General features: G+C 60.8%; 31 protein-coding genes. 12 read left to right on the top strand and 19 right to left on the bottom strand.

The window, feature by feature from the left end; translation table 11 throughout:
* From GTP46_RS06930 to dctP, 6 genes are read right to left on the bottom strand one after another with little or no spacing between them, the layout of a single operon-like run.
* Positions 1–903, bottom strand: coding sequence for a biotin-independent malonate decarboxylase subunit beta (locus GTP46_RS06930; RefSeq protein ID WP_161005896.1), 903 nt, complete (start codon positions 901–903; stop codon positions 1–3).
* Positions 900–1214 carry a malonate decarboxylase acyl carrier protein gene (mdcC, locus tag GTP46_RS06935; RefSeq protein ID WP_161005897.1) on the bottom strand — a complete coding sequence of 105 codons (315 nt, stop codon included), beginning with the start codon at positions 1212–1214 and terminating at the stop codon, positions 900–902. The genes GTP46_RS06930 and mdcC overlap by 4 nt, the downstream gene beginning before the upstream one ends.
* A gap of 12 nt (positions 1215–1226) precedes the next feature.
* Positions 1227–2879: a malonate decarboxylase subunit alpha gene (mdcA, locus tag GTP46_RS06940; RefSeq protein WP_161005898.1), complete on the bottom strand. Its 1653-nt coding sequence runs from the start codon at positions 2877–2879 to the stop codon at positions 1227–1229.
* A 1-nt stretch (position 2880) separates the two neighbouring features.
* The gene (locus GTP46_RS06945) at positions 2881–4230 is read right to left on the bottom strand and encodes a TRAP transporter large permease (RefSeq protein ID WP_161005899.1); all 1350 of its coding nucleotides are present in this window, start codon (positions 4228–4230) and stop codon (positions 2881–2883) included.
* Positions 4227–4784 (bottom strand): TRAP transporter small permease, encoded by a 558-nt coding sequence (locus GTP46_RS06950; RefSeq protein ID WP_371869584.1) that lies wholly within the window; start codon positions 4782–4784, stop codon positions 4227–4229. Before GTP46_RS06950 ends, GTP46_RS06945 begins: the two co-directional genes overlap by 4 nt.
* The gene (gene dctP, locus GTP46_RS06955) at positions 4781–5794 is read right to left on the bottom strand and encodes a TRAP transporter substrate-binding protein DctP (RefSeq protein ID WP_161005900.1); all 1014 of its coding nucleotides are present in this window, start codon (positions 5792–5794) and stop codon (positions 4781–4783) included. The genes GTP46_RS06950 and dctP overlap by 4 nt, the downstream gene beginning before the upstream one ends.
* A 94-nt stretch (positions 5795–5888) precedes the next feature.
* Here dctP and GTP46_RS06960 point away from each other — a divergent pair, with 94 nt between their 5' ends.
* On the top strand, positions 5889–6551 hold the full coding sequence (locus tag GTP46_RS06960) for a GntR family transcriptional regulator (RefSeq protein WP_161005901.1): 663 nt from the start codon (positions 5889–5891) through the stop codon (positions 6549–6551).
* A 576-nt stretch (positions 6552–7127) separates the two neighbouring features.
* Positions 7128–7289 (top strand): membrane dipeptidase, encoded by a 162-nt coding sequence (locus tag GTP46_RS30505; RefSeq protein ID WP_161005902.1) that lies wholly within the window; start codon positions 7128–7130, stop codon positions 7287–7289.
* A 20-nt stretch (positions 7290–7309) separates the two neighbouring features.
* On the opposite strand, the gene GTP46_RS06970 is transcribed toward GTP46_RS30505, so the two are convergent.
* Entirely contained in the window at positions 7310–7762 is a 453-nt protein-coding gene (locus GTP46_RS06970; RefSeq protein ID WP_161005903.1) for an RrF2 family transcriptional regulator, read from the bottom strand.
* 90 nt (positions 7763–7852) lie between these two features.
* Positions 7853–9037 carry a multidrug effflux MFS transporter gene (locus tag GTP46_RS06975; RefSeq protein WP_161005904.1) on the bottom strand — a complete coding sequence of 395 codons (1185 nt, stop codon included), beginning with the start codon at positions 9035–9037 and terminating at the stop codon, positions 7853–7855.
* Positions 9038–9089: 52 nt separating this feature from the next.
* Here GTP46_RS06975 and epsC point away from each other — a divergent pair, with 52 nt between their 5' ends.
* Both epsC and GTP46_RS06985 read left to right on the top strand, forming a co-directional pair.
* Positions 9090–10013, top strand: a complete 924-nt coding sequence (gene epsC / locus GTP46_RS06980; RefSeq protein WP_161005905.1) for a serine O-acetyltransferase EpsC — start codon at positions 9090–9092, stop codon at positions 10011–10013.
* A gap of 137 nt (positions 10014–10150) precedes the next feature.
* Positions 10151–10519 carry a YXWGXW repeat-containing protein gene (locus GTP46_RS06985; protein WP_161005906.1) on the top strand — a complete coding sequence of 123 codons (369 nt, stop codon included), beginning with the start codon at positions 10151–10153 and terminating at the stop codon, positions 10517–10519.
* Between the two features lie 12 nt (positions 10520–10531).
* Here the strand turns inward: GTP46_RS06985 and GTP46_RS06990 are convergent, their stop codons facing one another.
* From GTP46_RS06990 to GTP46_RS07010, 5 genes are read right to left on the bottom strand one after another with little or no spacing between them, the layout of a single operon-like run.
* Positions 10532–11866, bottom strand: a complete 1335-nt coding sequence (locus GTP46_RS06990; RefSeq protein ID WP_161005907.1) for an LLM class flavin-dependent oxidoreductase — start codon at positions 11864–11866, stop codon at positions 10532–10534.
* Positions 11866–12678: a MetQ/NlpA family ABC transporter substrate-binding protein gene (locus GTP46_RS06995; RefSeq protein WP_161005908.1), complete on the bottom strand. Its 813-nt coding sequence runs from the start codon at positions 12676–12678 to the stop codon at positions 11866–11868. The genes GTP46_RS06990 and GTP46_RS06995 overlap by 1 nt, the downstream gene beginning before the upstream one ends.
* 15 nt (positions 12679–12693) lie before the next feature.
* The gene (locus GTP46_RS07000; protein ID WP_202414178.1) at positions 12694–13386 is read right to left on the bottom strand and encodes a methionine ABC transporter permease; all 693 of its coding nucleotides are present in this window, start codon (positions 13384–13386) and stop codon (positions 12694–12696) included.
* Positions 13379–14185, bottom strand: a complete 807-nt coding sequence (locus GTP46_RS07005; RefSeq protein ID WP_161005909.1) for a methionine ABC transporter ATP-binding protein — start codon at positions 14183–14185, stop codon at positions 13379–13381. Before GTP46_RS07005 ends, GTP46_RS07000 begins: the two co-directional genes overlap by 8 nt.
* Positions 14185–15381: an acyl-CoA dehydrogenase family protein gene (locus GTP46_RS07010; RefSeq protein ID WP_161005910.1), complete on the bottom strand. Its 1197-nt coding sequence runs from the start codon at positions 15379–15381 to the stop codon at positions 14185–14187. Before GTP46_RS07010 ends, GTP46_RS07005 begins: the two co-directional genes overlap by 1 nt.
* Positions 15382–15575: 194 nt before the next feature.
* On the opposite strand from GTP46_RS07010, the gene ssuE reads away from it, so the two are divergent.
* The 7 genes from ssuE (at position 15576) to GTP46_RS07045 (ending at position 22501) form a co-directional block, all read left to right on the top strand.
* Positions 15576–16163 carry an NADPH-dependent FMN reductase gene (gene ssuE, locus GTP46_RS07015; RefSeq protein ID WP_161005911.1) on the top strand — a complete coding sequence of 196 codons (588 nt, stop codon included), beginning with the start codon at positions 15576–15578 and terminating at the stop codon, positions 16161–16163.
* Positions 16164–16172: 9 nt separating this feature from the next.
* On the top strand, positions 16173–17159 hold the full coding sequence (locus GTP46_RS07020; RefSeq protein ID WP_161005912.1) for a sulfonate ABC transporter substrate-binding protein: 987 nt from the start codon (positions 16173–16175) through the stop codon (positions 17157–17159).
* A gap of 10 nt (positions 17160–17169) precedes the next feature.
* Positions 17170–18321 carry an FMNH2-dependent alkanesulfonate monooxygenase gene (gene ssuD, locus GTP46_RS07025; protein WP_161005913.1) on the top strand — a complete coding sequence of 384 codons (1152 nt, stop codon included), beginning with the start codon at positions 17170–17172 and terminating at the stop codon, positions 18319–18321.
* Complete coding sequence (gene ssuC, locus GTP46_RS07030; protein ID WP_161005914.1) at positions 18322–19080, top strand: aliphatic sulfonate ABC transporter permease SsuC; 759 nt, start codon at positions 18322–18324, stop codon at positions 19078–19080.
* 9 nt (positions 19081–19089) lie between these two features.
* Positions 19090–19908 carry an ATP-binding cassette domain-containing protein gene (locus tag GTP46_RS07035; RefSeq protein WP_161005915.1) on the top strand — a complete coding sequence of 273 codons (819 nt, stop codon included), beginning with the start codon at positions 19090–19092 and terminating at the stop codon, positions 19906–19908.
* 174 nt (positions 19909–20082) lie between these two features.
* On the top strand, positions 20083–20649 hold the full coding sequence (locus GTP46_RS07040) for a YceI family protein (protein ID WP_161005916.1): 567 nt from the start codon (positions 20083–20085) through the stop codon (positions 20647–20649).
* Positions 20650–20737: 88 nt separating this feature from the next.
* Complete coding sequence (locus GTP46_RS07045) at positions 20738–22501, top strand: amidohydrolase (protein WP_161005917.1); 1764 nt, start codon at positions 20738–20740, stop codon at positions 22499–22501.
* Here the strand turns inward: GTP46_RS07045 and GTP46_RS07050 are convergent, their stop codons facing one another.
* Complete coding sequence (locus GTP46_RS07050; RefSeq protein ID WP_161005918.1) at positions 22502–23086, bottom strand: chromate transporter; 585 nt, start codon at positions 23084–23086, stop codon at positions 22502–22504. It abuts the gene before it with no gap.
* Positions 23083–23661 carry a chromate transporter gene (locus tag GTP46_RS07055; RefSeq protein WP_161005919.1) on the bottom strand — a complete coding sequence of 193 codons (579 nt, stop codon included), beginning with the start codon at positions 23659–23661 and terminating at the stop codon, positions 23083–23085. The genes GTP46_RS07050 and GTP46_RS07055 overlap by 4 nt, the downstream gene beginning before the upstream one ends.
* A 130-nt stretch (positions 23662–23791) precedes the next feature.
* Here GTP46_RS07055 and GTP46_RS07060 point away from each other — a divergent pair, with 130 nt between their 5' ends.
* The gene (locus tag GTP46_RS07060; RefSeq protein WP_229258835.1) at positions 23792–23983 is read left to right on the top strand and encodes a hypothetical protein; all 192 of its coding nucleotides are present in this window, start codon (positions 23792–23794) and stop codon (positions 23981–23983) included.
* Positions 23984–24238: 255 nt separating this feature from the next.
* Here the strand turns inward: GTP46_RS07060 and GTP46_RS07065 are convergent, their stop codons facing one another.
* The 4 genes from GTP46_RS07065 to GTP46_RS07080 form a co-directional block, all read right to left on the bottom strand.
* The gene (locus GTP46_RS07065; protein ID WP_161005920.1) at positions 24239–25132 is read right to left on the bottom strand and encodes a PAS domain-containing protein; all 894 of its coding nucleotides are present in this window, start codon (positions 25130–25132) and stop codon (positions 24239–24241) included.
* Between the two features lie 134 nt (positions 25133–25266).
* On the bottom strand, positions 25267–25416 hold the full coding sequence (locus GTP46_RS07070; protein ID WP_161005921.1) for a hypothetical protein: 150 nt from the start codon (positions 25414–25416) through the stop codon (positions 25267–25269).
* A gap of 41 nt (positions 25417–25457) precedes the next feature.
* On the bottom strand, positions 25458–25811 hold the full coding sequence (locus GTP46_RS07075) for a hypothetical protein (RefSeq protein ID WP_161005922.1): 354 nt from the start codon (positions 25809–25811) through the stop codon (positions 25458–25460).
* Positions 25812–25917: 106 nt separating this feature from the next.
* The gene (locus tag GTP46_RS07080; RefSeq protein WP_161005923.1) at positions 25918–26289 is read right to left on the bottom strand and encodes a hypothetical protein; all 372 of its coding nucleotides are present in this window, start codon (positions 26287–26289) and stop codon (positions 25918–25920) included.
* Positions 26290–26308: the final 19 nt, after the last annotated feature.

The following is a 26308-nucleotide window of genomic DNA, read 5'->3' on the forward strand; positions in this document are numbered from 1 at the left end:
TTAAACTCCCCGGCGGCGCGTTGCCGACGCCGCGATAAAACTGTCCACGTCCAGCATCGGAATATTGGCCGCATCCGGCATCTGCATCGCGTTCCAGATATCGACAGGATCGGGCAGGGCGCCGAAGTTTTGCAAACGTGCTTCCAGCATTTGCTGCTCCGCTTCCAGTGCTTCCAATGTCAGGCCAGTCGCGCCACCTGCTAACGCGGCCACCGCTTCCTGCGCCGCAACGCGGAAGGCAGCGACATCGTCGGCCACAATGCGCTGGCAATCGCCTAGCAGGTAGCGATGTTTGCCGCCGGACGTGCGCCACACCAGCGCACGGTCGCGCGAATCGAATTCCTCCACGCCGTTGGCTGTTTCAATCACTTCCGGGCCGGACATGGCGAGGCGGCCTTCTTCTGACATGATGACCACATTCGCGCAGCGCGTCACGATGCCCATGCCGCCGAACGCGCCGTTCGCGCCGCCGACCAGCGCAATCACCGCCACGCCGGCGTCGCGCGCATCGAGCAGGGCACGCATTACTTCCGACACGGCGATCAGGCCCGCATTGGCCTCATGCAGTCGCACGCCGCCCGATTCCACCAGCAGCACCACGGCTGCTACCTTGTCGGCAATCGCCTTGCGCAGCAGGCCAACCAGCTTGGCGCCGTGCACCTCGCCGACCGCACCGCCCATGAACGCGCCTTCCTGCGCCGCTACATACACCGGCACGTCGCCCAGCAGCGCGCGGCCGATGGCGACGCCGTCGTCAAATGCCACCGGCGCATTTAACTGCGCGAGGTGAGGGCTGGTGACGCGCGCCGACGGCGGAATGAATTCCTCAAAGCTGCCCTCGTTGAATAGATGCTGCAGTCGCTCGCGCGCGGTCGCTTCCTGATAGCTGATCGTGCGGCTCATGATGCATCTCCCAACATGGTCTGCACGGCCTGGTCGAGACGCAGGCTGACCACCGCCGGCGTCGCACCCATGTCGTTGATCGAAATGCGCGTATCGGCCAGCAGCCAGCGTGCGTGGAAGTCGCGCATCACCGCTTCCCAGATTGCGCCGAAGCCGACGGCGGCGGTGCTGATCTCGATGGTGCAAGCACCATCTAGCGCCGCCGGCTCGATCAGCACCTCCAGATTGCCCGAGCCGACCACGCCCACCACTTCCGGCGCGGCGTTCAAGCGGCGCGTACCTTGCTCGAATCGATAATTCAGTGTTTCCATCTTCAGACTCCTTTACCAGTTGCGGAAACGCTTGGGCGGGTTGTACAAACCGCCCGATGCGCGCACCAGGTCTTTCATATTGCGGGCCGCCAGCAGATCGCGCGTGGCAAGGCGCTTGTCGATACCGAGATCCTCGGCACGCGTGATGATGCCGCGATCGCGCAAATTCTCCACCATGCGCCGGTCGCGGCCCAGTCCTACCGGCGTGTAGCCGGCCACGCCGCGTATCGCCTGCTCGCGTTCCTCGTCGGTACGGCACAGCAGCAGGTTGGCGATGCCTTCCTCGGTCAGGATGTGGGTGACGTCATCGCCGTAGATCATCACCGGAGGAATCGCCATCTTGGCCTGTTCCATCAGCTCCCACGCGTCGAGCTTTTCAACGAAGGCGGGCTGCATATGCTCGCGGAAGGTCTCTACCATCTGCACCACCAGCTTCTGGCCGCGCGGGATGGTGTTGCGGCCAGCGCGCGCCTGCTCGCCGGCCTTGAGCCACGCCGGACTGGCGTGACGCCGCCCACGCGCGTCCGCTCCCATATTGGATGCACCGCCAAAGCCGGAGATGCGGCCCGCAGTAGCTGTCGATGAATTGCCCTGTAAATCAATCTGCAAGGTCGAGCCGATGAACATGTCGCAAGCATAGTGGCCGGCGGCCTGGCACATGGCGCGGTTGCTGCGCATGGTGCCGTCCGGGCCAATCGCGAAAACGTCCGGCCGCGCATGGATGTAGTCCTCCATACCTAGCTCCGAGCCAAACGAATGCACGGAACTGACGAAGCCCGCCTCAATCGCCGGGATCAGCGCCGGGTGCGGATTCAGCGCCCAATGCTTGCCGATCTTGCCGCGCAGGCCGAGCGATTCGGCATACGTCGGCAGCAGCAATTCAATCGCGGCGGTGTCGAAACCGATGCCGTGATTCAGGCGCTGCACCTCGTACTCGGCGTAGATGCCTTTGATGGCCATCATCGCCATCAGCACCTGTATCTCTGAAATCTGCGCCGGATCGCGCGTGAACAGCGGCTCGATGTAGTAAGGGCGCGGCGACTGCACCACGAAATCCACCCAGTCGCCCGGCACGTCGACGCGCGGCAGCGTGTCCACCAGCTTATTCACCTGCACGATGACGATGCCTTGTTTGAACGCCGTGGCCTCGACGATGGCCGGCGTATCCTCGGTATTCGGCCCGGTGTACAGGTTGCCATGACGGTCCGCCGCTTCCGCTGCGATCAAACAAACGCGTGGCGGCAGGTCGATGAAGTAGCGGCTGAATAGTTCGAGGTAGGTGTGAATGGCGCCGATATTCAGCTTGCCGGCGGACGCCAGCCGCGCCACCCGCGTTGCTTGCGGGCCGGAGAACGAAAAGTCCAGCCGCGACGCTACGCCGCGCTCGAACACGTCGAGATGCTCCGGCAGCGCCAGCACCGACTGCAGCATGTGCAGGTTGTTGACGCGCTCCGGATTCAGGTTAGCCAGCGCATGGCCGAGAAAATCGGCCTGTTTCTGGTTATTCCCTTCGAGGCAGACGCGGTCGCCGCATTCGATGACCGCATGCAGCAGGTCGGCGATGCGCGCCGCCGGCAGGCTTTTGCCGTCCAGTTCCGCGCCCAGCGCCGCGCGGGCACGCTGCAATCGCGCCGCGCGGTTTTGCTGCAAGGTGTTCCAGGACATTTTATTTTGCTCCCATAATCATGTCAGGCAGGCCGGTTGCAATCGACGGGAAGACGCACAGCAGCAGTACGGCGACGACCATCAGCAACAGGAAGGGGAATACGCCCCAGATCACATCCTTGAGCGGAATGTCCGGTGCGATGTTCTTGATGACGAAAATATTCAGTCCTACCGGCGGGTGTATCAGGCCCATTTCCATCACCACCGTCATGACGATGCCGAACCAGATCAGGTCAAAACCAGCTTCGCGCAGCGGCGGCAGGATGATCGGCGCCGTCATCAGGATGATGGAAACCGGCGGCAGGAAGAAGCCGAACACAATCACCATTAGCAGGATTACCGCCAGCAGTACCCATTTTGACAGGTGCAGGCCGACCACCCACGCGGCGGCCGATTGGCTGATGTGCAGGTAGCTCATCACGTAGGAATACAGCAGCGACATGCCGATGATCAGTAGCAGCATGGTCGATTCCTTGATCGACGAGCCGAGGATGGGCGACAAATCCTTTGGCTTCCATACGCCGTAAATCACGGCCAGCAGCGCCAATGCCAGCAGCGCGCCGAGACCCGCCGTTTCGGATGGCGTAGCGAAGCCGCCATACAGCGCTACCATTACACCGATCAGCAGGATGATGAAGGGCAGTACGCGCGGCAGCATCTCGACTTTTTCGCTTAGCGTGAAATGTTCGTCTTCAAGGTAGGCCGACTTCTCGCCGCCTTTCTGATAGATGTCCAGCGCCATGCGGTATTCCTTGCGAGCGCGGTAGACGGCGTAACCGGCGAACAGCACCACCAGCAGCACGCCCGGCCCGATCCCGGCCAGGAACAAGCGGCCCAGCGACTGCTCGGCGGCCACCGCGTACAGAATCATGGTGATCGACGGCGGCAGCAAAATGCCCAGCGTGCCGCCGGCGGCGATGATCCCGGCCGCGAAGCCAGGCGAGTAGCCACGCTTGCGCATCTCTGGAATGCCGGCTGAACCGATGGCCGAGCAGGTGGCAGGCGAGGAACCGGCCATCGCCGCGAACAGTGCGCAGGCAAACACGTTGGCGATGCCAAGGCCGCCGGGGACCTTGTGCATCCAGGTGTGTATCGCGGAATACAAGTCCTTGCCGGCCGGTGATTTGCCGATCGCCGCACCCTTCAAGATAAACAGGGGAATCGACAGTAGCGTGATCGACGCCATCTCTTCGTAGACGTTCTGCGTGATGGTGTCCAGCGAGGACGCTGGCATGAAGAAGTACATAAAGCCGGTGGCGACGACGCCCAGCGCGAATGCGATCGGCATCCCGGAGAACATCACCACCAGCGTCACGGCGCCGTACAGCGCGCCCAAGGTCAGGTCACTCATGCTGCATGCTCCGGTTTATTGGTGAGGCGGGCCAGCGTTTGCAGCAGGATTTGCAGCGTCAGCAGGGTCATGCCGGCGGCCATCATGGAGTAGGGGATCCATAGCGGCGGCGCGAAAGTGGAAGAGGTGGTCTGGCCATCGACCCAGGCTTCATGGAACAGCAGCCACGATTTCCACGTGAAGAAAGCGCAGAACAGCATCGACACCAGATCCACGAAGAACAGCCGCACTGCATTCACGCGGCGCGGTAGCAGGCCGGCCAGCGCTTCAATGCCGATATGGCCGCGATGGTATTGGACGTAGGCGGTGCAGAAGAAGGTCACACCGACCAGCATGAATACCGAGGCCTCGTCCTGCCAGTCGGTGGGCGCGTGGAAGAAGTAGCGCGACACCACCGAGTAAGTCAGCACGAGGGAAGTCAGCACCAGCGCCACCATCGATAGCATCATCAGGAAGCGATTGAGCTTGTCCATCCACGCCGTCAACGCGGCGATGATGGCGTTGTCGGGCGGTGCAGGGCCGCGTGACGGCTGCAGTTCGACGCCGTGGCTCACAGCGTTTTCTCCGCCAGTTTAAGCAGGTTGGCGCAGCTCGGGCTCTTCTCGCTGTAGTCCTTCCATGCGGTGGTCTTGGCGATGTCCTGCCATTTTTTCAGCGCGGCTGGATTCATGTCGACCACTTTGGAGCCGGTCTTCTGGTAGACGTTGGCCACCTGCTGGTCGTCTTCCTTGGACGACTTGAGCGCGAAGGCTTCCAGCTCGGCGCCAACGGTGAGCAGCAACTGCTGCTGGTCCTTCGGCAGGCGGTCGAACACGGAGCGCGACATCATCAGCGGCTCCAGCATGAACCAGTAGGAGCCTGCACGCGCGGTGGTCAGCGCTTTCGAGACTTCTTCAAGACGGAACGAGATCAGCGAAGTGGAGGAGGTGAGCGCCGCTTCCATCGCGCCGGTCTGCATGGCGGCGTAGATTTCGTTGGACGGCAGCGTCACCACGGCGGCGCCTGCGGCCTTCAGCATCAGGTCCATTTCGCGCGAGCCGCCGCGTATCTTCATGCCCTTGGCGTCGTCCGGATCGACCACCGGCTTGCCGCGCGACGCCATGCCGCCGCCTTGCCAGATCCAGCTCAGCATCACGATGCCTTTGTCGTACAAGATGCGCGCCAGCTCCTTGCCGACTTCCGCATTCTTCCAGCCGTAGGCCTGGTCGTAGGAGGTGACCAGGCCGGGCATCAGGCCGATGTTCACTTCCGGGACTTCGCCGCCGGCGTACGACAGCGGCACCAGCGATAAATCCAGCGCCCCTTTGCGCATGGCCGAGAACTGGGCGTTGGTCTTCATCAGCGAGGAGCCGGGATAGATGGAAAACTTGAGCGCGCCCTTGGAACGCTTTTCCACTTCAGCCGCAAACATGCGGGTCAGACGGTCACGGAAATCACCCTCCGTGAGCGTACCACCGGGGAACTGATGGGAAATCTTGAGCGCGGTCTGCGCCCAAGCTGGTTGCAACAACAAGGGGCTGGCGGCCAGGGCTGCCAGTACGGACCTGCGGGTGATAGCGGTCATACGTCCTCCAAGGTTGGTCGAATTATGCAAATTTCTGTTTTGTGTATACAAGAATAGCGCTTGCGAATACATTGTCAAGCGATATAATGCAAACATGACGACCCATTCCATTACTCTGCGAGAACAAATCGAGGAAATGATCGCCGTTGGCGAGCTAAAGCCGGGTCAACATCTGGACGAAACTGAACTCGCGACGCGCTTCGGCGTATCGCGTACGCCGATCCGGGAAACCCTGATCCAGCTATCGTCGATGGGACTGGTAGTGATCCGTCCACGGCGCGGGGCCATCGTGGCGGAGTTGGGGCCGCAGCAGCTGGTGGAAATGTTTGAAGTGATGTCGGAACTGGAATCGACCTGCGGCCGCCTCGCCGCGCGCCGTATGACGCCGGAAGAGCAGCAAGCCTTGCTAGCCGCGCACCAGGCCTGCCAGCAAGCGCTGGAGGCGGAAGAGCCGGACGTCTACTACTACCGCAACGAAGTCTTCCACGAAGCGATCTACGCGGGCAGCCACAATCAATTTCTGATCGAGCAGACGCGCGCCCTGTACCGCCGCCTGCGTCCTTACCGCCGCCTGCAACTGCGGGTGCGCAACCGTCTGGCCACCTCTTACAACGAACATGACGGTGTCGTCCAGGCCATCCTCGCCGGTGACGGCGACCGCGCCGCCCAACTGCTACGCGAACACGTCATGATCCAGGGCCAGCGCTTCTCCGACCTGATGGCCTCGCTGCCACAGCTGCGTCAAGACGCCGCCTGAGTATTGGGTGGCATTGATACCAAACGCATTATGCGGGCAGGGCATAGCAGGGCTGGCTTCTGGCTGCATGGACTTGCATTAAGCTGGAGGGCGCCAGGAGACGCTGCAATGCACCTCACTATTCGAAATCACCGACAGTCTCTTCTTGCAAACAGCCGAGAGGCATCTCTACCTCGTCCAAAACGATTTGTGCACTTTCTTCTAAAATGGAATTAAACATCGGTGAAGCGTTCGCAACTAACTTCGTGAAAAGCATGCAAAGTAATAGCGCGAGTACAGCAAGCTTTCCCGCTTGGGACGAAGTACTGCGCTTTGTTGACGCAGCCGCTAAACCCAGTTTTTTACTCGATATAATCATGGATTCATGGTCGGTAGCTGCGGCCAGGGAGGGATTTTGCTGAGGTTGTTTGAATGTGCTTTTCAGCAGAACCGATGAGATTCTACAAGATTTAAAAAGCGAAATTATTGCAGATTAGAAAGGTTAGAGGTTCAATCACCAGTGTGTCGCCGTCCCAGTTCGCGACATTGGCGCCGAAGGAATACCGCCTTGGATGCAAACCGCCCCGGCTCCGGCGCATGGTTTTGCGAGTAGATCATCGCTCGCTTGCGTTTGTCGTTCAACGGCAAACCGTTGAACTGCTGCGGCGCGGTTGCTCCGAGCGCGACATCGCCAAACTATGGGGCGGCAACTTCCTGCGCGTCCTCGGGGAGGCGCAAAAGCTGGCTACAGCACTTTGATAAAGTGGCGGGGAAAGTTATCAGTGGCTTGCCATTTTGCGCATAATGCGCACCGGCTTGATTGCCGGTTCTGCGGTGGGCAGCATGTCTTCCAGCGTTTGCTGGTCGAGCACTGCGAGGAAGGCCTTGGTGGCCTCGTTGAGGGTGTGTTTGAGTTTGCAGTTGGGCGTCAGCGGGCAGGTGTCGCTGGCGCGGTCGAAGCATTCAGCCATGAAGAAATCGGTCTCGGTGGTGCGTACCAGGGCGCCGATGTTGATTTCTTTTGGCTCTTTCGCCAAGCGCAGGCCGCCGTTGCGGCCGCGTACCGTCTCCACCAGTCCGGACAAGCCCAATTGATAGACCACCTTCATCAGGTGATTTTTTGATATGACGTGCAGGTCGGCGATGTCCTGGATGGTAACCAGTCGATCCCGATTCGCTGCCAGGTAGAGCAGCGTGCGCAGCGAGTAATCGGTAAATGAAGTCAGGCGCATTCGGTAGATCAGGCTTATGACAGTTTAATGCGCCATTCTACATGCTTGAGCGTGATCTTGCGTACCGAGGCCGGCGGCGGCTGGCCATGACTAATCGTGGATGACCGGCTTGCCCGCTTGCGCCAGCACCCAGGCGATCACGCTCAACACCAGGCTGGCGAGGACGCCCCATGCCAGATTCAGCGCGCTATCGAACAGCAGTGGTGCGACCAAGCCTGAGACCAGCGCAAACAGCAGCATCTGGATGAAGGATTGCATCGACGCTGCGAGACCACTGTTATTCGGGAAGTACTCCAGCGCGATCAGCGACAGCGGCGTCATAGCCAGCGCCAGGCCGAAGGAATACACGAACAGCGGCATCACCGCCCACGGTACCGCTGCCACGAAGGCGGCGTTGTAGGCGACATTAATCACGCCCGCACTAATCATCACCGCAAAGCCCAGCCAGACCTGCTGCTTGCGCGAGAACTTGTGGGCGAATTTGCCGGACAGCGCGGAGCCGATTACCATGCCGCTAATCAGCGGCACGAACATCCACGCGAACGCGGTCTCCGGCAGGTGCAGGATATTCATTACGAAATAGGCGGCGGAGCCGATGTACAGCGCCACGCCCGCAAAGCACATGCCCACCGCAACAGACAGCAGCAGGAAGTGGTGATGGCACAGCACCTTCCAGTAATTTTTGGCGATCACGCCGAGGTGGAAGGGATGGCGATCCTTCACGGCCAGGCTTTCCGGCAGCGCGCGCTGCACGGCCACCAGCATCAGGATGCCGAAGGCGCTGAGGAACCAGAAGATTGAACGCCAGCCGAAGCTCACTTGCAGCCAGCCACCCAGCACCGGCGCAATGGCCGGCGCAAGGCCGAACACCATCATGATGTGCGACAGGATTTTCTGTGCGGCGGCGCCGGAGAAGCGGTCCTGCACAATTGCGCGGCCCACCACCGAGCCTGCGCCTGCGGCCAGTCCCTGCACGATGCGGCAAGCCAGCAGCACGCCGATCGACGGCGCCATCGCCGCTACCACGGAGGCGACGATGTACAGCACCAGCGACACCATGATCACCGGGCGGCGGCCGAAGGAGTCGGACAGCGTTCCGTAGAACAGCATCATGAAAGCGAAGCAGAACAGGAACATGGACAGCGTCTGCTGCACCAGCATCGGGCTGGCGTTGAAGCCCTGCGTAATGGCCGGGAAAGAGGGCAGGTAGGTATCAATTGCCAGTGGACCGACCATAGAGAGGCCTGCCAGCAGCAGCGTCAGCAAAATATTCATGAATCGCGTATTCTTCGTTGGACCCGGCATTTTACGCGATAATCGACAAAACATGACCATAGATACCTTTGATGGCACCTCCGTCAAGCCCTCGCACTGGAACCTCGGCAGCGTGATCGAGCAGCTGCGCGTGTCGCGCGAGGCGACCCATAACATCCGCCACCATGGCCGCATCCGCGAGCTGCCGTCGCGCGATGCGCTGACTACTATCGTGAATGTCCTGCAGGCGGTGCTGTTCCCGACCCACTACGGCCGCCCCAATTTGACCGACGAGAGCATCGACTTCTTCGTCGGCGATACGCTGAACACCACCTTGAACCGCTTGGCCGAGCAAGTACGGCGCGGCCTGCAGTTCTCGGCCGAAGAAGCGACGCCCGATGACGATGCGATGACGCGCCAGGCGCACGACATCACGCGCCAGTTCGCGGCCAGCCTGCCGGAGGTGCGGGCCTTGCTGGTGTCCGACGTGCAGGCGGCGTTTTCGGGCGACCCGGCGGCGACGTCGGTGGCCGAGATCATGCTGTGCTATCCGGGCACCATCGCGATTCTGTATTATCGATTGGCGCATAGCCTGCACCGTCTAGGCTCGCCATTTTTAGCGCGCTTGATTTCTGATATCGCCCACTCGCTGACCGGGATCGACATCCACCCGGCGGCGCAGATCGGCGCCAGCTTTTTCATCGACCACGGCACCGGCGTGGTGATCGGCGAGACCGCCATCATCGGTCAGCGCGTGCGCCTGTACCAGCACGTGACGCTGGGCGCGAAACGTTTCCCGGCGGACGAACAGGGCGCCTTGATCAAAGGCGTGCCGCGCCACCCGATCGTCGAAGACGACGTGGTGATCTACGCCGGAGCGACAGTCTTGGGCCGCATCACCATCGGCGCCGGCTCCACCATCGGCGGCAATGTGTGGCTGACCCAGAGCGTGCCTGCAGCCAGCAACGTCTCCCAGGCGCAGATGCGCAACGACTGACGTAACCTGCCATCCGGCTTTCGGCATCAACTTACATTTGCTTACACGGGAAACCGGCTTTATACATCGAATTCGTCGGCTCATGCGTTGTTATTCCTGACTCGGAATTCGCCGGGCAAAAGATCAAGGAACTGATAATGACGAAGAAGATCATCTACGCGGCGGCCATCGCCATCGCCTTAAGCGCTTGCACCACCGTTGTAAAGGAGCGTGTGGTGGTACACGATCATCCGGCCACCGTGCGTTATGCGCCGGTGCCGATTCAGGAAGCAATAACGCCAGCGCCGGCGCCTGGCTACGCCTGGGTGCAGGGCCATTGGGCATGGCGTGACCACGGCTGGCAGTGGCAGCGTGGCTACTGGTATCAAGGCCCGTCGCGGCCAATGCCAGCGGTCATTGTGGAACAGATCACGGTCGCTCCTAGTCCCGCTCATTATTGGGTGCCGGGCCACTGGAGCTGGCACCACAATGAGTGGGAATGGATGCGTGGTCATTGGGAACGCTAAGGAAACAGCCGCTCAGGCAGTGATGCGCGCGCGGCGGTTGAACACTTTTTCGCGCAGGGTGCCGGCGGTGTATTCGGTGCGGTAGCGGCCGCGCTGCTGGAGTTCTGGCACGATCAGGTCGACCACGTCGCGCATGCTTTCGTGGGTGATGGCGTAGGCCAGGTTGAAGCCGTCGATGCCGGTTTCGTCTTGCCACATCTCCAGCTGGTCTGCGATTTGCGTTGGGTCGCCTATCAGCACTGGTCCGCGGCCGCCAAGGCCGACGAATTCTGCCGCTTCACGTACGGTCCATCTGCGGTTGGGATCTGCGGCACTGAATGATGCCAGCGCCGAACGGCCGGCGTCGGAGTCGATGTATTCAATCGTCGCGTCCAGTGGGAATTGGCTGAAATCTACGCCCGTCCAGCCGGACAGCAAGGCCAGCGCCGCTTCGATGTTGATGTGGCGTTTGTAGTCTTCATGTTTGGCGCGCGCTTCGGCTTCGGTCGGTGCGGTGATGATCAGCGCTTGCGCGTAGATTTTGAGATCGTCGCCATTGCGGCCTGCGGCGCGCACGGCGGCTCGCAAGTCGTCGGCGTATTTCTTCACCACGCGGATGCTAGGCCCGCTGACGAAGGTGCACTCGGCATGCTTTGCCGCAAACGCCGTACCGCGCGGCGAGGTGCCGGCTTGATACAGCAGCGGTGTGCGCTGCGGCGACGGTTCGCACAGGTGGAAGCCGGGCACCTTGAAATACTTGCCTTCATGCGCGATTGGATGGATGCGCGACGGCTCGGCGTACACGCCGCGCTCTTTGTCATTAACCACCGCGTCGTCGTCCCAGCTTTGTTCCCACAGCTTGTAGACTACGTCCATGTATTCATCGGCGAGGTCGTAGCGTTCGTCGTGACTCAGTTGCTGGTCCAGTCCCAGGTTGCGCGCTGCGCTGTCCAGATATCCCGTGACGATGTTCCAGCCGATGCGCCCGCGCGTCAGGTGGTCCAGCGTCGACATGCGGCGCGCGAAGGTGTAGGGATGCTCATACGTCAGCGCACACGTTACGCCGAAGCCGAGATGCTTGGTGGCCTGCGACATGATCGGCACTAGCGCCAGAGGATCGTTCAGTGGTGCTTGTGCCGCATGGCGCAAGGCCGCATCGGCGCTACCTTGGTAGACATCGTAGGCGCCCAACACGTCGGCCAGGAAAATGGCATCGAACAGACCGCGTTCCAGCAACTGCGCCAGTTCGGTCCAATAGTCCGGATCCGTGTAGCGGTGGCTTTCGTTGCGCGGGTGAGTCCACAGCCCAGGCGACTGGTGACTCACGGTGTTCATCTGGAAGGCGTTGAAACGTATGAGTTTGCGCATTACTTTTCTAGCGCGAGCTGGTAGTCGGTCTTGGCGTAGTCGGCGAAGTGTTTATTGGTCACTTCCAGGAATTCACGCGAACGGTAGGCGGCGGCGATGTCCTTGGCGAACTGCTTGTCCTTGTCGGCGGTGCGGATGGCAACCAGATTGGCGTAGGCCGGCGAGATTTTCTCGGTGATCAGCGCGTCCTTCAGTTTCAGGCCCGAGGCCAGCGCGTAATTCCCGTTGACGAAGGCATAATCGGCGTCCTGCAAGGAGCGCGGCAATTGCGCGGCTTCCAGCGGCAGCAGTTTGATTTTTTTGATGTTGGCGGCGACGTCTCTTTCCGAGGCCTTGATTGGATCGGTTTTCTCGCGCAGCTTAATCCATCCCAGTTGATCGAGCAGCACCAGCGCGCGCGCCTGGTTGGTCGGGTCGTTCGGCAGGGCGACGGTGGTGCCTTCCTTCACATCGTTCAGCGTCTTGTGCTTTTTGCTGTAGATGGCGATAGGCGCGGTCGGGATTTTGACCAGTTCCGACAGCGCCAGTTTATGGTCGGCCGAGAATTTGGTCAGGTAGATAATGTGCTGGAAGATGTTAGCGTCCAGCGAGCCTTCGGCCAACGCGTAGTTAGGCTGGATGTAGTCGTTGAATTCCACCAGCTTGACCTTGTAGCCTTGCTTTTCCAGGATAGGCTTGATGCCCAGTTTGACCTGGTCGGCATATGGGCCGGAGCTGGTGCCGATCACTAGTTCTTTCGGATCTTTGGCGTGGGCGGAGATGGCGATTGCTGCGGCAGTTGCGGCCAGTAGGAGCTTGCGGCGAGTGTTCATTGAGTGTTTCCTTGATTAGCGTTTGTCGATGCGTTTGGCGATGCGGTTGCCGGCGAATTGAATCACTTGCACCATCAGGATCAGGATGGCGACAGTGGCGACCATGATGTCGGTTTCGAAGCGGTAGTAGCCGTAGCGGATGGCGAGGTCGCCGATGCCGCCGCCGCCCACCACGCCGGCGACGGCGGAGTAGGACAGGAAGCTGATGGACAGCACGGTCAGCGCCAGTACCAGGCCGGAGCGCGCTTCCACCAGCAACACGCGCAGGATGATTTGCAGTTCCGATGCGCCCATTGCATGGGCGGCTTCGATCACGCCACGCGGCACTTCGCGCAGGTTTTGTTCGACCAGCCGCGCGAAGTAGGGGATGGCGGCGAAGGACAGCGGCACGGCGGCGGCGAGTGGGCCGATCGAGGTACCGGCGATGATGCGCGTGAATGGCACCAGCGCCACCAGCAGGATGATGAAGGGGAACGAGCGGACGGTGTTCACCACCCAGCCCAGTACCAGTGCGGCAGGGCGGTTTTGCAGCGATTGGCCTTCGGCGACGAGGAATAGCACGATGCCCAGCGGGCCGCCGATCAGGATGGCGGCGGACAGGCCTATGGCCAGCATGAGCAGCGTCTGGCCGAGTGCTTCCCACATTTCAGGCAGCATGGCGTAGATGGCGCCGGCCGAAACGGCCAGTGAGGAGATGAGTTCAGACATGGGCGGTCTCCGGCAGCTGGGTGAGAGCGGCAAGCGCATTGGCAGCGCTAGCCGCCACGGAAGCGGCCAGCTCGCGGCCTAGCGCGGTGAGGCGCGGGGCGGACAGGCTGGCTGCATCGTCGAGCGCGAATTGCTCGGCGATGGCGCCGTCTTCAATCACTGCCACGCGGTTGCAAATCTCGCCGATCACGTCTAGTTCATGGCTGACGATCACGATGGTCACGTCCAGCCGCTGGTTGATGTCCTTCAGCGTCGCCAGCAGCGCGCGCGTGGTTTCGGCATCCAGCGCCGATGTCGGTTCGTCGCACAACAGCACCGCAGGCCCGCTGGCCAGCGCCCGCGCGATGGCGACGCGCTGTTTCTGCCCGCCCGACAGCTGCGCCGGATAACTGGCGCTCTTGTCGCTCAAGCCCACCAGCTCCAGGCAATCCGCCACGCGCGCGGCGATCTGCTGCTTCGACTGCCCGCCGTGAATGCGCAACGGGAAGGCCACGTTGTCGAACACGCTGGCGTTCTGCAGCAGATTAAACTGCTGGAAGATCATGCCGATGTTGGCGCGTGCGTCGCGCAAGTCGCGTTTGGACAGCGAGGTCAATTCGCGGCCATCGACCGTAATCGCCCCTTGGTCCGGGCGCTCCAGCAGGTTAATCAATCGCAGCAAGGTGGACTTGCCTGCGCCGCTTTTGCCGATCAGGCCAAAGATATCGCCTTGGGCCACATCCAGCGATACATCGCGCACCGCATGGAAGTCGCCAAAGGCCTTGCTCGCATGTTCGATGCGAATCAGGGGAGTAGTCATCAGGAATATGCAGTAGGTTCAGGCAGCGTACCTTCGAGCGCATAGCGTCCGAGGTCGCGGATTTTATAGTCGACCGGATCGTGCAGGGTATGCACGCGCACATTGCGCCAATAGCGGTCGAAGCCAAATTTGGCGGAGGTCGAGCGCGCGCCGGTCAGTTCGAAGATGTCGTTGCTGACGTCTATGCCGGCTTGGTGCGCCAGCACCTTGGCCTCGGCCACGGAAATCGCCAGCTCGCCGCGCTGCTGCGCGGTGACGGCCGCGCCGAGCCGGAACAAGCGCTCCAGCTCTGCAGCCGCCTGGTCGGCCAGCACCGCCGCAGGCCGTAGCTTGAGCCACAGCTGGCCGAAGCGATGCTGCACCAGCGGATCCGCATTCGCTGCCGACACGCCGGACGCGAACCACGGCCGCGCCTCATGTGCCATGTACTGGCGCGCCGCTTCGAACGCACCTTCGCCGATGCCGAGATAAAGATTCGCCATAATCAGTTGCGCCACTTGGGAGCGCAGCGTCGCTTGCGCGGTCGGCTTGGCGCCCGGCGCTTGCAGCACCTGCGTGGACGGCAGCGAGACCGCATTGAAATGCACATTGCCGCTGTCGGTTTGCTTCTGGCCGAAGGCATCCCAGTCGGCTTGCACCGCCACGCCGTGCTGGCGCGTCGGCACCACGCCGATCAAGGCGCTTTGTGTGGCCTCGTGCCAGGCCGAGATGGTGAGCCAGTCCGAGCCCACCGAGCCGGATGAAAAACTCTTCACGCCGTCGAGCAGGAAACCGTAGTCCGCATCGCTGGCGATGGTGCGTTTATCCAGCGGATTGAGGGCGTTACCCCAGAACAGATTCTGCTCCACGGTCTGCGTCAGGAAGCGGCGCTGCTGCTGCGCGCTGCCATATAGCTGTATGCCGGCCAGCTGCAAATGATGGAAGCCGAAGATATGGGCCAGCGCGCTGTCGGCGCGGGCCAGTATGCGGATCACCTGATAGACCGTTGGCCAGTCCGCGCCTTGGCCGCCGTACACGGTGGGTATAGATAAAGTCAGCAGGCCGGATTCGCGTATCCATTCGCGTTCCTGTGCTGCGTGGCCGCCGGCCTGGTCGCGGGCGGTGGCGGTGGTTGCCAGTCGCTGCGCCAGTTCGGTCGCGACATGCAGCGGATCGCGGGCACGGTCGTGCGCCGCTTTGAGTAGTGCTTGAGACATGGTATGTCCGTCGTCTTGGTATCGGTGTTTTTAGTATTGCATCCAGCGCTAAACGCAGTACACGAAGAATTCCGGCTTTTGATATGCGAAAAAATCATGCTTTGGTTTTCGCATATCAAAACGTAAAACTATTCGTTTTGATTTCTATCGGGCGGCTTTATTCTGGCGCCACCATATAAGACAGGGGACAGACCATGAGCATTCTTCTACTCGGCGGCAGCCCTGCGGCGCCTTCCAGTACCGGCCGTTTGCTGGAGCATGTAGGCGACAAGCTGGCCGCGCTCGGCCACCGCCACAGCAAACTGAATGTCCGCGATCTGCCGGCGAAAGCGCTGTTGCACGCGGACTTCGCCGATCTGGCGCTGAAGCGCGCGATCGAAGTGGTCGCCGAAGCCGATGCCATCGTCATCGCTACACCAATTTACAAGGCCTCCTACACCGGCATCCTGAAAGCCTTCCTCGACCTGCTGCCGCAAGACGGCTTGAAAGATAAGCTGGTGCTGCCCTTGGCCACCGGCGGCAGCCAGTCGCACATGCTGGCGCTGGACTATGCGCTGCGCCCAGTGCTGCAAGCGCTGGATGCGCGCCAGGTCTTCACCAGTATTTACGCCACCTCGCAGCAGCTGTCGTGGAGCGACGTTAGCGGCTTGACCGTGGACCAGTCCATCGCCTGGCGCGTGCAAGCTGGCGTGGACGCGCTGTCTGCAGCGCTGCATGCGCAACGCCAGCAGCCCGGCGAGGTCTTCGTCGCCAACGCCCAGCCAGTGCGGCTGGCACGATAAGGAGCCATCATGAGCATCGATCAGAAACGCGCGGCGCGCCGCCATACTTTGGGCCTGCTGTTTGCTGCAGGCGTGATGGCGGCAGCGGGCGGGCAAGCCAACGCGCAGGCGCCGGCCAAACAGGAAGTCCGCATCGGCTACCAGAAATACGGCACCCTCACGCTGCTGAAGGGGCGCGGCACGCTGGAGCAGCGTCTCGCGCAGCGCAACGTTACCGTCAAGTGGACTGAGTTCCCGGCTGGCCCGCAGCTACTGGAAGGCCTGAACGTCGGCAGCGTGGATTTCGGTACCGTCGGCGAAGCGCCGCCTATCTTTGCGCAGGCTGCCGGCGCCAATCTGGTTTATGTCGGTAATGAGCCGCCGTCGCCGGGTAGTGAGGCCATCGTTGTGCCGAAAGATTCCAAGCTGCGTAGCCTGGCCGATTTGAAGGGCAAGAAGGTGGTGCTGAACAAAGGCTCGAACGTGCACTACCTGCTGGTGAAGGCGCTGGAGAAGGCCGGCATCGCCTATAAGGATATCGACGTGGTCTACCTGCCGCCTGCTGATGCGCGTGCGGCGTTTGAACGCGGTGCGGTTGATGCATGGGTGATCTGGGATCCCTTCCTGGCCGCTGCCGAGAAGCAGCTGAGCGCCCGCGTCCTGGCTGACGGCAAAGGCCTGGTGGCGAATCACCAGTTCTACCTGGCCGCGCGTCCGTACGCTGAAAAGAACGGCGACATCGTTCGCATCCTGCTGGAAGAAATCGCCAAGGTGGACGAGTGGGGCGCCAAGAATCCCAAGGAAGTAGCGCAGATCCTGTCCGCGCAAACCGGACTGGATGTAGACGTGGTGGCGCTGGCGGCATCGCGCTACAGCTACGGCGTCAAGCCGATCACCAACGACGTACTGGAACAGCAGCAGAAACTGGCCGACGCTTTCGCCAACCTGAAGCTGATCCCGAAACCGATCGCTGTCAAGGATGCGCAGCTGCCGGCGAAACAACTGGCGGCGCAATAAGGAATCAACGATGTCTCTCAATGTTTTCTGGTTTATCCCTACCCACGGCGACAGCCGCTATCTCGGCACGTCGAAGGGCGCACGTCCGATCGACGCCAACTACCTGAAACAGGTAGCGGTAGCTGCCGACACGCTGGGCTACGATGGCGTGTTGCTGCCGACCGGCCGTTCTTGCGAAGATGCCTGGGTGGTGGCGTCGTCGCTGATTCACGTGACGCAGCAGCTGAAATTTTTAGTGGCGATCCGTCCGGGCCTGACCACGCCGGGCCTGGCGGTGCGCATGGCTTCCACTTTCGACCGTTTGTCGAATGGCCGCCTGCTGATCAACGTCGTCACCGGCGGCGACCAGGGCGAACTGGAAGCGGACGGCTTATTCGCCGACCACGCCAAGCGCTACGAAATTTCGGATGAATTCATCCGCGTGTGGCGCGCTTCGCTGGCGGGCGAGGGCGGCGACAAGGGTTACGATTTCGAGGGCAAACATATTCAAGTCAAGGGCGCGAAGACGCTGTATCCGCCGGTACAGAAGCCATATCCGCCCTTGTACTTTGGCGGTTCGTCCGAACCGGCGCACGAACTGGCTGCGGAGCAGATGGACGTGTACCTGACCTGGGGCGAACCGCCGGCGGCCGTCGCGGCAAAGCTGGACGACATCCGCGCCCGCGCCGCCAAGCATGGCCGTACGGTGAAATTCGGCATCCGCCTGCACGTGATCGTGCGTGAGACGAATGAGGAAGCATGGCGCGCCGCCGATGAGTTGATTAGCCACCTGGACGACGACACCATCACCAAGGCGCAAGCAGCATTTTCGAAAATGGATTCCGTTGGACAGCAACGCATGGCAGCCCTGCACGGTGGCCGCCGCGACAAGCTGGAAGTATCGCCCAACCTCTGGGCCGGCGTGGGACTGGTGCGTGGTGGCGCCGGGACCGCGCTGGTGGGCGACCCCGAAACCGTGGCGGCGCGCATCAAGGAGTATGCGGATCTCGGCATCGAGACCTTCATTTTCTCGGGCTACCCGCATCTTGAAGAGTCGTACCGCTTTGCGGAGCTGGTGTTCCCGCTGCTGGGCAAGGGCAAGGATCACGGCGAGCAATCGCTGACCGGCCCATTCGGCGAAATCATGGCCAGCGATATCGTGCCGAAGAAGAAGGCCGCGTAAATGAAGAAGCAAAGTGTATGGACGCCGTGGATACTGCCGGTGCTGCTGATCGCAGTGTGGCAAGTGTCGTCGCAACTGGGCTGGCTGTCCAGCCGCATCTTGCCCGAGCCGTGGGCGGTGGCGAAGGCTTTCTGGGCGCTGGCTGTCTCCGGCGAGTTGTGGGTGCATCTGCGTACTAGCTTGTGGCGCGCGGCCAGCGGCTTTGCCATCGGTGCGAGCCTCGGCCTGCTGCTTGGCCTGTTGACCGGCAGCTTCCGCCAGGCGGAAACGCTGCTCGACACCACGCTGCAGATGATCCGCAACATCCCGGCGCTAGCCTTGATTCCGCTGGTGATCCTGTGGTTCGGCATCGACGAAACGGCCAAGCTGTTCTTGCTGGCGGTGGGCGTGTTCTTCCCGGTGTACCTGAATACTTTCCACGGCATCCGCTCGGCTGACCAAGGCTTGATTGAAATGGCGCGTAGCTACGGCCTGTCTGGCTGGCCGCTGTACCGCGATGTGATTTTGCCGGCGGCGCTGCCGTCAATCCTGGTGGGCGTACGTTTTTCGCTGGGCCTGGTGTGGGTGCTGCTGATTGTGGCGGAGACGATTTCGGCACAAGCGGGCATCGGCTACATGACCATGAATGCACGTGAGTTTTTGCAGACCGACGTGGTGCTGGTCGGGATCTTGTTGTACGCCTTGCTGGGCAAGCTGGCGGATTTGGTGTCGCGCGGATTGGAGAAGCACTTCCTGCGCTGGAACCCCGCATACCGTTAAGGAGATCACATGTTTATATCCACCGCTTTATTTGATACTGGCACGACGCTGCGCGATGGTGCGACGTGGACCTCGGCCCAACCGCCGCGCCGGCAGGGCGTGTCGCTGGAACTGGACCAGGTGAGCAAATCGTTCGGCACGCGGCAAGTGCTGAACGACGTGCAGCTGGAGCTGAAGGCGGGCGAGTTTGTCGCCATCGTCGGTCGTAGCGGCTGTGGCAAAAGCACGCTGCTGCGCGCGATTGCAGGGCTGGAGAGCACCGACCAGGGCAGCATCGCGATAGGCAAAGGCAGCATCGCGGCCAGCATCCGCATCATGTTCCAGGAGGCGCGCCTGCTGCCGTGGAAGACGGTGCTGGAGAATGTGGCCATCGGCCTGCCGCATGCGCTGAACGCGGCGGCGGCGACCTTGGCCACTGTAGGTCTCGCGGAGCGCGCCAACGATTGGCCGTCGGAGCTGTCGGGTGGCCAGCGCCAGCGCGTGGCCCTGGCGCGCGCGCTGCTGCATGAGCCGCAGTTGCTGCTGCTGGACGAGCCACTGGGGGCGCTTGATGCGCTGACCCGTATCGAGATGCAGCAGCTGATCGAATCTCTATGGCTGTCGCGCGGTTTCACCGCAGTGCTGGTGACGCACGATGTGCAGGAAGCCCTGGCCTTGGCCGATCGCGTGGTGCTGATCGAAGAAGGCCGCATCACGCTGGACTTGAAAGTCGACCTGCCACGCCCGCGCGGCCGTGGCAACCCCGCCTTCGCCGCACTGGAACAGCGCCTGCTGTCCCGCATCCTGAACCAAACTCCCGTCACCTCGGCCGTTGCGGCCGCAGCATAAAGCCAGCCTTAAGGCAGATACCGCTTTCCTATCGTTTCGTTATCATAACCGTATTCGGATATGATCGATTTTATCGATAGTAAAGCGGTAAATTTTTCGTTTTACAACTTTAGATGTCGCGAGCATAATCAGCGTCACTTGAACAATTATGTTCACCACATTAGGAGTTTCTAAATGAAAAAAATCGTTGCCCTGCTGATCGCTGCTGGTGTTTCGCTGACCGCTTTCGCGGCTCCGGAAAGCTTCTCGTCGGACGCTAACCACACCTTCTCCAGCTTCAGCTACAGCCACTTTGGCTACTCGACCCAGCAAAGCCGTTTCAACAACACCACCGCCAAGTTCACCATCGACCGCGCTGCCAAAACCGGCTCGGTAGAAGCGACCATTGACGCCAAATCGGTGGACACCGGCTCCAAGCTGTTCGACGGCCACATCCAGGGCGAAGATTTCCTCGACACCGCTAAGTTCCCGACCATCACCTACAAGTCGACCAAGGTCAACTTTAAAGGCGACGTGCCGGCCACCGTTGAAGGCAACCTGACCATCAAGGGCGTGACCAAGCCAGTGACCCTGACCATCACCCACTTCTCGTGCATGGACCACCCAATGATGAAGAAACTGGCTTGCGGCGCCAACGCCACTGCCACCATCAAGCGTACCGAGTTCAACGCCGGCAAATACGCGCCGCACGTGGGCGATGACGTGACCCTGTCGTTCGCTATCGAAGCACTGAAAGACTAATACCGGGAACTGGGCTCGCCTCAATTCTCTGACACCGCCGGCGCTGTACGCATGTAGAGCGCCGGTTTTTATTTTCCAGGAGTAGTTCATGAAATTGACGCAGCTCGCATTCGCGGCGGCTTTCGCCTGCGCGTCCCAGTCGCACGCAGCGACGGACCTCATCATCACGAATGGCAAGGTCGCCACCATGACCAAAGAGGGCGCTTTCGCGCAAGCCCTCGCCATCAAGGACGGCAAGATAGCAGCCGTGGGCAGCAACGCCCAAATCCTCAAACTCAAATCCGCACACACGCAAGTCATCGACGCCGCCGGCAAGACCGTGATCCCCGGCCTGAATGACTCGCACCTGCACATCATCCGCGAAGGCCTGAACTACAACGCCGAGCTGCGCTGGGATGGTGTCACCTCGCTCAAGCAAGCCTTGCAGATGTTGAAGGAGCAGGCCGCACGCACGCCGGACGGTGCATGGATCAAAGTGGTCGGCGGCTGGAACGAATTCCAGTTCGAAGAAAAACGCCTGCCGACGCTGGAAGAAATCAATGAAGCAGTGCCGGACAAGCCGGTGTTCCTGCTCTATCTGTATGGCCTCGGCTTCCTGAACAAAAAGGGCATCGACACGCTGGGCTACAGCGCCGACACCAAATTCAAGGACGGCGTGGTCGAGCTGGGCGCGGACGGCAAACCAACTGGCAAGCTGATCGCCAAGCCCAACGCGATGATCCTGTACACCACGCTGGCCAAGACCAACGTGCTGCCACGCGAACAGCAGCTGAACTCAACGCAGCAGTACTACTCCGAACTCAACCGCCTCGGCCTGACCAGCGCCATTGATGCGGGCGGTGGCGGACAAGCCTATCCGGACGATTATGCCGTCAGCCTGGAACTGGCGAAAAACGGCAAGCTGACCGTGCGCACCTCCTACTACCTGTTCGCGCAAAAGCCGGGCAAGGAGCTGGAAGATTACCAGCGCTGGCTGACGCTCACCCATCCTGACAAGAACGAGCACCTGTTCTACGCCAACGGCTACAACACCGAAGGCGGCGGTGAGAACCTGGTGTGGAGCGCAGCCGACTTTGAAAACTTCCTCGAACCGCGTCCCGACATGCCGTCGCAAATGGAGAGCGAACTGGAGCCGGTGCTGCGCCTGCTGGTCAAGAACCGCTGGCCGTTCCGCATCCACGCCACCTACGACGAGAGCATCGACCGCGACCTGGCGGTGATCGAAAAAGTGAATAAAGACACGCCGCTGAACGGCCTGCGCTGGTTCTTCGACCACGCCGAGACCATCAGCGACAAGCAGCTGGCGCGCGTAAAAGCGCTGGGCGGCGGTATAGCGGTGCAGGACCGCATGTACTTCCAGGGCGAGCTGTACTGGAAGCAGTACGGCGCGCAAACGCGCCAGATGCCGCCGATTCAGAAAATGCTGGCGATGAAAATCCCAGTCGGCCTTGGCACCGACGGCACCCGCGTGTCCAGCTACGGCCCATGGCCGTCGATCTATTGGGCAGTGACTGGCAAGACTGCCGGCGGCCTGAAAATCTGGCAGGACAAGGATGTGCTGAGCCGCTATCAGGCACTGAAGCTGATGACCCAAGGCAGCGCATGGATGAGCGGCGAAGAAAAGCTGAAAGGTACGCTGGCCAAAGGCCAGTACGCCGACCTGGTGATCCTGCCGCAGGACTACTTCACGATGGATGTGGAGAAGATCAAGAACCTCGAAGCCAGCCTGACCATCGTCAACGGCAAGGTGGTGTATGCCGCGCCTGAGTACGGCCAGTACGCGCCGGCCAAGCTGGAAGTCGCACCGGACTGGAGTCCCGTCAAATACTACGGCGGCTACCAGAACAAGTAATCAGCCGACGAACCAGCCGATCACCGCGCCCGCAGCCAGCAGCCACAACAGATGGATGCGGGTGCGCCAGATCAGCAAGCCGGCGCCGGCCGCCACCAGCCACAGCGGCCAATCCTGGGCCGGGTTGCCGTTGGCAGTGGCCAGGATCACGCCGACCGATACCATCAAGCCCACCACCACCGGCGCCAGGCCTTGCTTGAAGGCGCGCACGCCCAGCAGTTCGCGATTCTGGTGGCCCCAGCGCGCTGCGAGATAAGTCAGCGTGGTGCTCGGGATCAGGATGCCCAGCATGGTCACCGCCACGCCGGCAAACGCCAGCGCGTAGCTGCCCGCGTTGAGGCCGACATTCCAGCCCATCAGCGCCACGAACAGCACATTCGGTCCCGGTGCGGCTTGCGCGATGGCGATGGCGTTGTTGAACTGCGCTTGTGTCAGCCAGTGATGTTCTTCCACCAGATAGCGGTGCATTTCGGTCGAAGTGGAAATCGCGCCGCCAATCGACATCAGCGACATCAGCATGTAGTGCGCGAACAGGTCCAGCCAGTCCGCCGCGCTGAGGACGATATGCAGTGGCGCCTCGCTCATGCCGCGCCTCCCTTCAGCTTGCGGTAGGTGAGCGCATAACCGAGCCCACCCAGCACCAGCAGCGTGTACGCCAACGGCAAGCGCAGCACCAGCACAAAGCCCACGCACAGCAGCGCAATCGCCGCGTTTTGCCAGCGCGGCAGCGGATGCCTGCGCAAGGCCGACGCCAGCTTGAGGCCGGTCGCGGCAATCATCCCGGCGGTCACAGCGGCCATGCCGCGCAGCGCCCCCGTTACGCCCGGATGGCTGCCGTACTGGGCGTACAGCAGTGCCAGCACCAGCACCACCAGCAGCGGCACGCACAGCATGCCAGCCAGTGCCACCAGCGCACCGCGCAGGCCGAAATAGCGGTCGCCGATCATCAGCGACAGGTTGACTACGTTCGGCCCCGGCATGATTTGCGCGACCGCCCAGTCTTCGATGAATTCCTCCGGTGTCAGCCACTTCTTGCGCTCGACCATTTCACGCTGTACCACGGCCAGCACGCCGCCGAATCCTTGCAGCGCCAGGACGGTGAAAGAAATGAATAAATCCAGCAAGGAAGTAGGGCGGGGGCGGGCGGTCTCGGGCGTCATACCGCATTATAGAACGGCATAAATTTAATTGCGGAATGATAGGAGCTTGCCATTGACTTTGTACCATGGTCGGCCATACTCCTTGAGCGCATCACCGATCGGGCGGCAGCCCTGACTCTCACCAAGGATCATGATGAACGTTACGATAGTCCAGCAGCGCCAAGACGAGGCCGGCAGCGCAGTGGTCGAGCGCGGCATCACCGTACAGTCCAGCTTCAACACCGTATGTGCCATCGAATACCTGAAATCGCATAATGTGCATCCGAAAGTAATCGAACGGGTGTTATTACACCCTGATCAGCGGCGAAAAACGGTGCATTGATATGCGCTGCCGGCGTTTACTTATGCACAAATCATGTTGACAAGAATTTTTTTGAAAAGTTTTCTTGTTACAATCTGTGAAAATCTAAGTCATTGATTTTAAAGGGTAATGTTTTTGCCTCTTGGATGGGCAGTTTGTTGAAAACCGCGCCGTTACAGGGGCTCTGCATTGTCAATGGGGGTATATCCACATAGATATCCACAGCAATTGTGGATATCCTGAAAAACGCTTATGGACCAGTCACTTAAGCGAAACTTAAAGTGGTTTTTTGAGTGCCTGCAGCACGCTGCCGACCAATACGGCGCCACCGTCGTCACTGGTGGCGGTGACACGCAGGCGCACTTCCTGGCCATCGCGGCGCCAGGTGCTGATCACATCGGTCCAGGCTTCGCCGTCTTTTAGCGCTTGCAGCGCATCGGCCAACTGGTCTTGCGGATAGGGTGAGGGATGCAGCAGGCGCGGATCGGCGCCCAGCAGTTCCTCGCGGCTGAACTGGTACACCGCGCACAGCTTATCGTTGACCGAGGCAATCTTGCCGCGCTCGTCCAGCGTGGCGATCACGGCGTGCTGGTCGACCACGCTCAATAGCCGGCGCGCTTCATCCAGTTCGGCCTGCAGCGACACCATTTGCCGGTGCGCCTGCTCCAGGCCGGCGTACGCGCGCAGCGAGGAAATCACCGTGGTGAACAGCTTGCGCGTGGTCAGGTCGGTCTTGCACCAGAAATCGTTGATGTCGTAGTCGAGGATGATGCTGTGTTCCAGCGCCTGGCCAGGCTGGCCGGTGCGCAGCACGATGCGCACCAGCTGGTTGTGCAGCTGGTCGCGGATCTGGCGCGCCACCATCAGGCCGGCGTCGCTGGTTTCCATGATGACGTCCAGCAGCACCAGCGCGATGTCGGGCGTATTGCGTAGTACGTTGAGGGCTTCCTCGCCGCTGTAGGCGTGCAGGAAACTGAGCCGGCGGCCCTGGAAGCAGGCATTACTCAGCGAGAATTTCGTGACGACGTGCACGTCCACATCGTCGTCCACGATCAGGACGCGCCAAGGCGGCGGCCCACCGGCGGCGCTAGCATTGCCCGTGCGCGGCTGGTTGCTGGGCGGCGCCTCGTCTTCTATCATCCAATCGGTATCGTCGTCGTTCTGATTCATGCATCAAGTCCCAGTTAGGTCGAACAGGCCGATCTCAGAGTGACACTATTCCTCGCCAGCACTTTTGTCAAAGAATTCGCAGTGTGGCGAAACAACGGGTGTGGTTCTTCCCACTTATGCACATAAAATTATTTTTAAAGAAGCGAAAAAGCCGCCCGGCGGCGACTTTTTCCATTTTGTAAGTCATTGATTTTAAGCGATAAAAAATCTGCCTGTGGATTAAGCAATTTATTGTTTCGCCCGCCGTTAAAGGCGTTCTCGGCTGTCAAGAGGGGCTTATTCACATGCTTATCCACAGTTGATGTGGATATCTGGAAAAACCGCTTTAGATACGCTGACTTATGCTTTTTGGTGGAGAAAATGCTTGCGCTACGTCATGCGACAAGTGGCGGCTCAGCAGGATCAGGAACACCACCAGCGCATGCAGCGCCAGCGCGAAGGTCACGGCCACGTTGGCTTGGGCGCCAGCCAGCGCCGGGTAGGCCAGCAGGGCCAGCGCTGGCGACACGCCGTAACGATCGGAGTTTAACATTTGCTTGGCATCCAGTTTGACCCAGGCAATGATGCCGATGCCGAATAGTACCCAGCCGGCCCCTGGGGCGTCGAGGTTGCCGAGCATGAAGGCGGCCAGCAAGGCGATGGCGCTGAGGGGCAGGGGCAGCTTGTGCAGGCGTTTCATGATGTGCTCTCTCTGTATGCGGTGGAATTGAGAGACAGATTAACGCCTGCGCCTAAATAGGTAAATTTTATTATTTCTATTATTTCGATAAATTTTCTGTTTTTCTCTAAATCGCCGCGAGCAGCCTGCGCACCGCGCCGTGCGCCATCACCAGCTCCGGGCCGTCGTGCAGCATGGCGTTGTACTTGGCGCGGAATTCCTGGTCGCCTTCCTCGCATGGGCCGATCAGCATTTCCAGCGACTGGCGGAAGGCCTTGGCCTCGGCCGGCGTGACCGGCTCTTTTTCGTCCAGCCGTTCGTCGATCTGCGTCATCAGGCCGGACAGCTTTTGCAGCCAGGCAAAATGGGGATGGTTGGTAATCAGCTGCAGATGTTCCAATGGACTGCCGACATTGCCGAAGTACTGGCTTTCGATGTGGATCAGCTGTTTGTGCAGGTCGCGCAGGGCGCGCGTCAATTGGTGGAGTTGTGTGTTCATGATGCCATCTTAGCAGAGG

Source organism: Duganella flavida (assembly GCF_009857445.1).
GTDB lineage: Bacteria > Pseudomonadota > Gammaproteobacteria > Burkholderiales > Burkholderiaceae_D > Rugamonas > Rugamonas flavida.

Excerpts from the sequence above, each read along its gene's own strand:
- GTP46_RS07040 (WP_161005916.1), top strand. The coding sequence starts at position 20,083 with ATGAAAAAAATCGTTGCCCTGCTGATCGCTGCTGGTGTTTCGCTGACC.
- GTP46_RS07045 (WP_161005917.1), top strand. The coding sequence starts at position 20,738 with ATGAAATTGACGCAGCTCGCATTCGCGGCGGCTTTCGCCTGCGCGTCC.
- GTP46_RS07010 (WP_161005910.1), bottom strand. The coding sequence starts at position 15,381 with ATGTCTCAAGCACTACTCAAAGCGGCGCACGACCGTGCCCGCGATCCG.
- mdcC (WP_161005897.1), bottom strand. The coding sequence starts at position 1,214 with ATGGAAACACTGAATTATCGATTCGAGCAAGGTACGCGCCGCTTGAAC.
- mdcA (WP_161005898.1), bottom strand. The coding sequence starts at position 2,879 with ATGTCCTGGAACACCTTGCAGCAAAACCGCGCGGCGCGATTGCAGCGT.
- GTP46_RS07055 (WP_161005919.1), bottom strand. The coding sequence starts at position 23,661 with ATGACGCCCGAGACCGCCCGCCCCCGCCCTACTTCCTTGCTGGATTTA.
- GTP46_RS06995 (WP_161005908.1), bottom strand. The coding sequence starts at position 12,678 with ATGAACACTCGCCGCAAGCTCCTACTGGCCGCAACTGCCGCAGCAATC.
- GTP46_RS07005 (WP_161005909.1), bottom strand. The coding sequence starts at position 14,185 with ATGACTACTCCCCTGATTCGCATCGAACATGCGAGCAAGGCCTTTGGC.
- GTP46_RS30505 (WP_161005902.1), top strand. The coding sequence starts at position 7,128 with ATGGTTTTGCGAGTAGATCATCGCTCGCTTGCGTTTGTCGTTCAACGG.
- GTP46_RS07035 (WP_161005915.1), top strand. The coding sequence starts at position 19,090 with ATGTTTATATCCACCGCTTTATTTGATACTGGCACGACGCTGCGCGAT.
- GTP46_RS06930 (WP_161005896.1), bottom strand. The coding sequence starts at position 903 with ATGAGCCGCACGATCAGCTATCAGGAAGCGACCGCGCGCGAGCGACTG.
- GTP46_RS07080 (WP_161005923.1), bottom strand. The coding sequence starts at position 26,289 with ATGAACACACAACTCCACCAATTGACGCGCGCCCTGCGCGACCTGCAC.
- GTP46_RS07075 (WP_161005922.1), bottom strand. The coding sequence starts at position 25,811 with ATGAAACGCCTGCACAAGCTGCCCCTGCCCCTCAGCGCCATCGCCTTG.
- dctP (WP_161005900.1), bottom strand. The coding sequence starts at position 5,794 with ATGACCGCTATCACCCGCAGGTCCGTACTGGCAGCCCTGGCCGCCAGC.
- GTP46_RS07050 (WP_161005918.1), bottom strand. The coding sequence starts at position 23,086 with ATGAGCGAGGCGCCACTGCATATCGTCCTCAGCGCGGCGGACTGGCTG.
- ssuD (WP_161005913.1), top strand. The coding sequence starts at position 17,170 with ATGTCTCTCAATGTTTTCTGGTTTATCCCTACCCACGGCGACAGCCGC.
- GTP46_RS06985 (WP_161005906.1), top strand. The coding sequence starts at position 10,151 with ATGACGAAGAAGATCATCTACGCGGCGGCCATCGCCATCGCCTTAAGC.
- GTP46_RS06945 (WP_161005899.1), bottom strand. The coding sequence starts at position 4,230 with ATGAGTGACCTGACCTTGGGCGCGCTGTACGGCGCCGTGACGCTGGTG.
- ssuC (WP_161005914.1), top strand. The coding sequence starts at position 18,322 with ATGAAGAAGCAAAGTGTATGGACGCCGTGGATACTGCCGGTGCTGCTG.
- GTP46_RS06960 (WP_161005901.1), top strand. The coding sequence starts at position 5,889 with ATGACGACCCATTCCATTACTCTGCGAGAACAAATCGAGGAAATGATC.
- ssuE (WP_161005911.1), top strand. The coding sequence starts at position 15,576 with ATGAGCATTCTTCTACTCGGCGGCAGCCCTGCGGCGCCTTCCAGTACC.
- epsC (WP_161005905.1), top strand. The coding sequence starts at position 9,090 with ATGACCATAGATACCTTTGATGGCACCTCCGTCAAGCCCTCGCACTGG.
- GTP46_RS06975 (WP_161005904.1), bottom strand. The coding sequence starts at position 9,037 with ATGAATATTTTGCTGACGCTGCTGCTGGCAGGCCTCTCTATGGTCGGT.
- GTP46_RS07000 (WP_202414178.1), bottom strand. The coding sequence starts at position 13,386 with ATGTCTGAACTCATCTCCTCACTGGCCGTTTCGGCCGGCGCCATCTAC.
- GTP46_RS06970 (WP_161005903.1), bottom strand. The coding sequence starts at position 7,762 with ATGCGCCTGACTTCATTTACCGATTACTCGCTGCGCACGCTGCTCTAC.
- GTP46_RS07065 (WP_161005920.1), bottom strand. The coding sequence starts at position 25,132 with ATGAATCAGAACGACGACGATACCGATTGGATGATAGAAGACGAGGCG.
- GTP46_RS07020 (WP_161005912.1), top strand. The coding sequence starts at position 16,173 with ATGAGCATCGATCAGAAACGCGCGGCGCGCCGCCATACTTTGGGCCTG.
- GTP46_RS06990 (WP_161005907.1), bottom strand. The coding sequence starts at position 11,866 with ATGCGCAAACTCATACGTTTCAACGCCTTCCAGATGAACACCGTGAGT.
- GTP46_RS07060 (WP_229258835.1), top strand. The coding sequence starts at position 23,792 with ATGATGAACGTTACGATAGTCCAGCAGCGCCAAGACGAGGCCGGCAGC.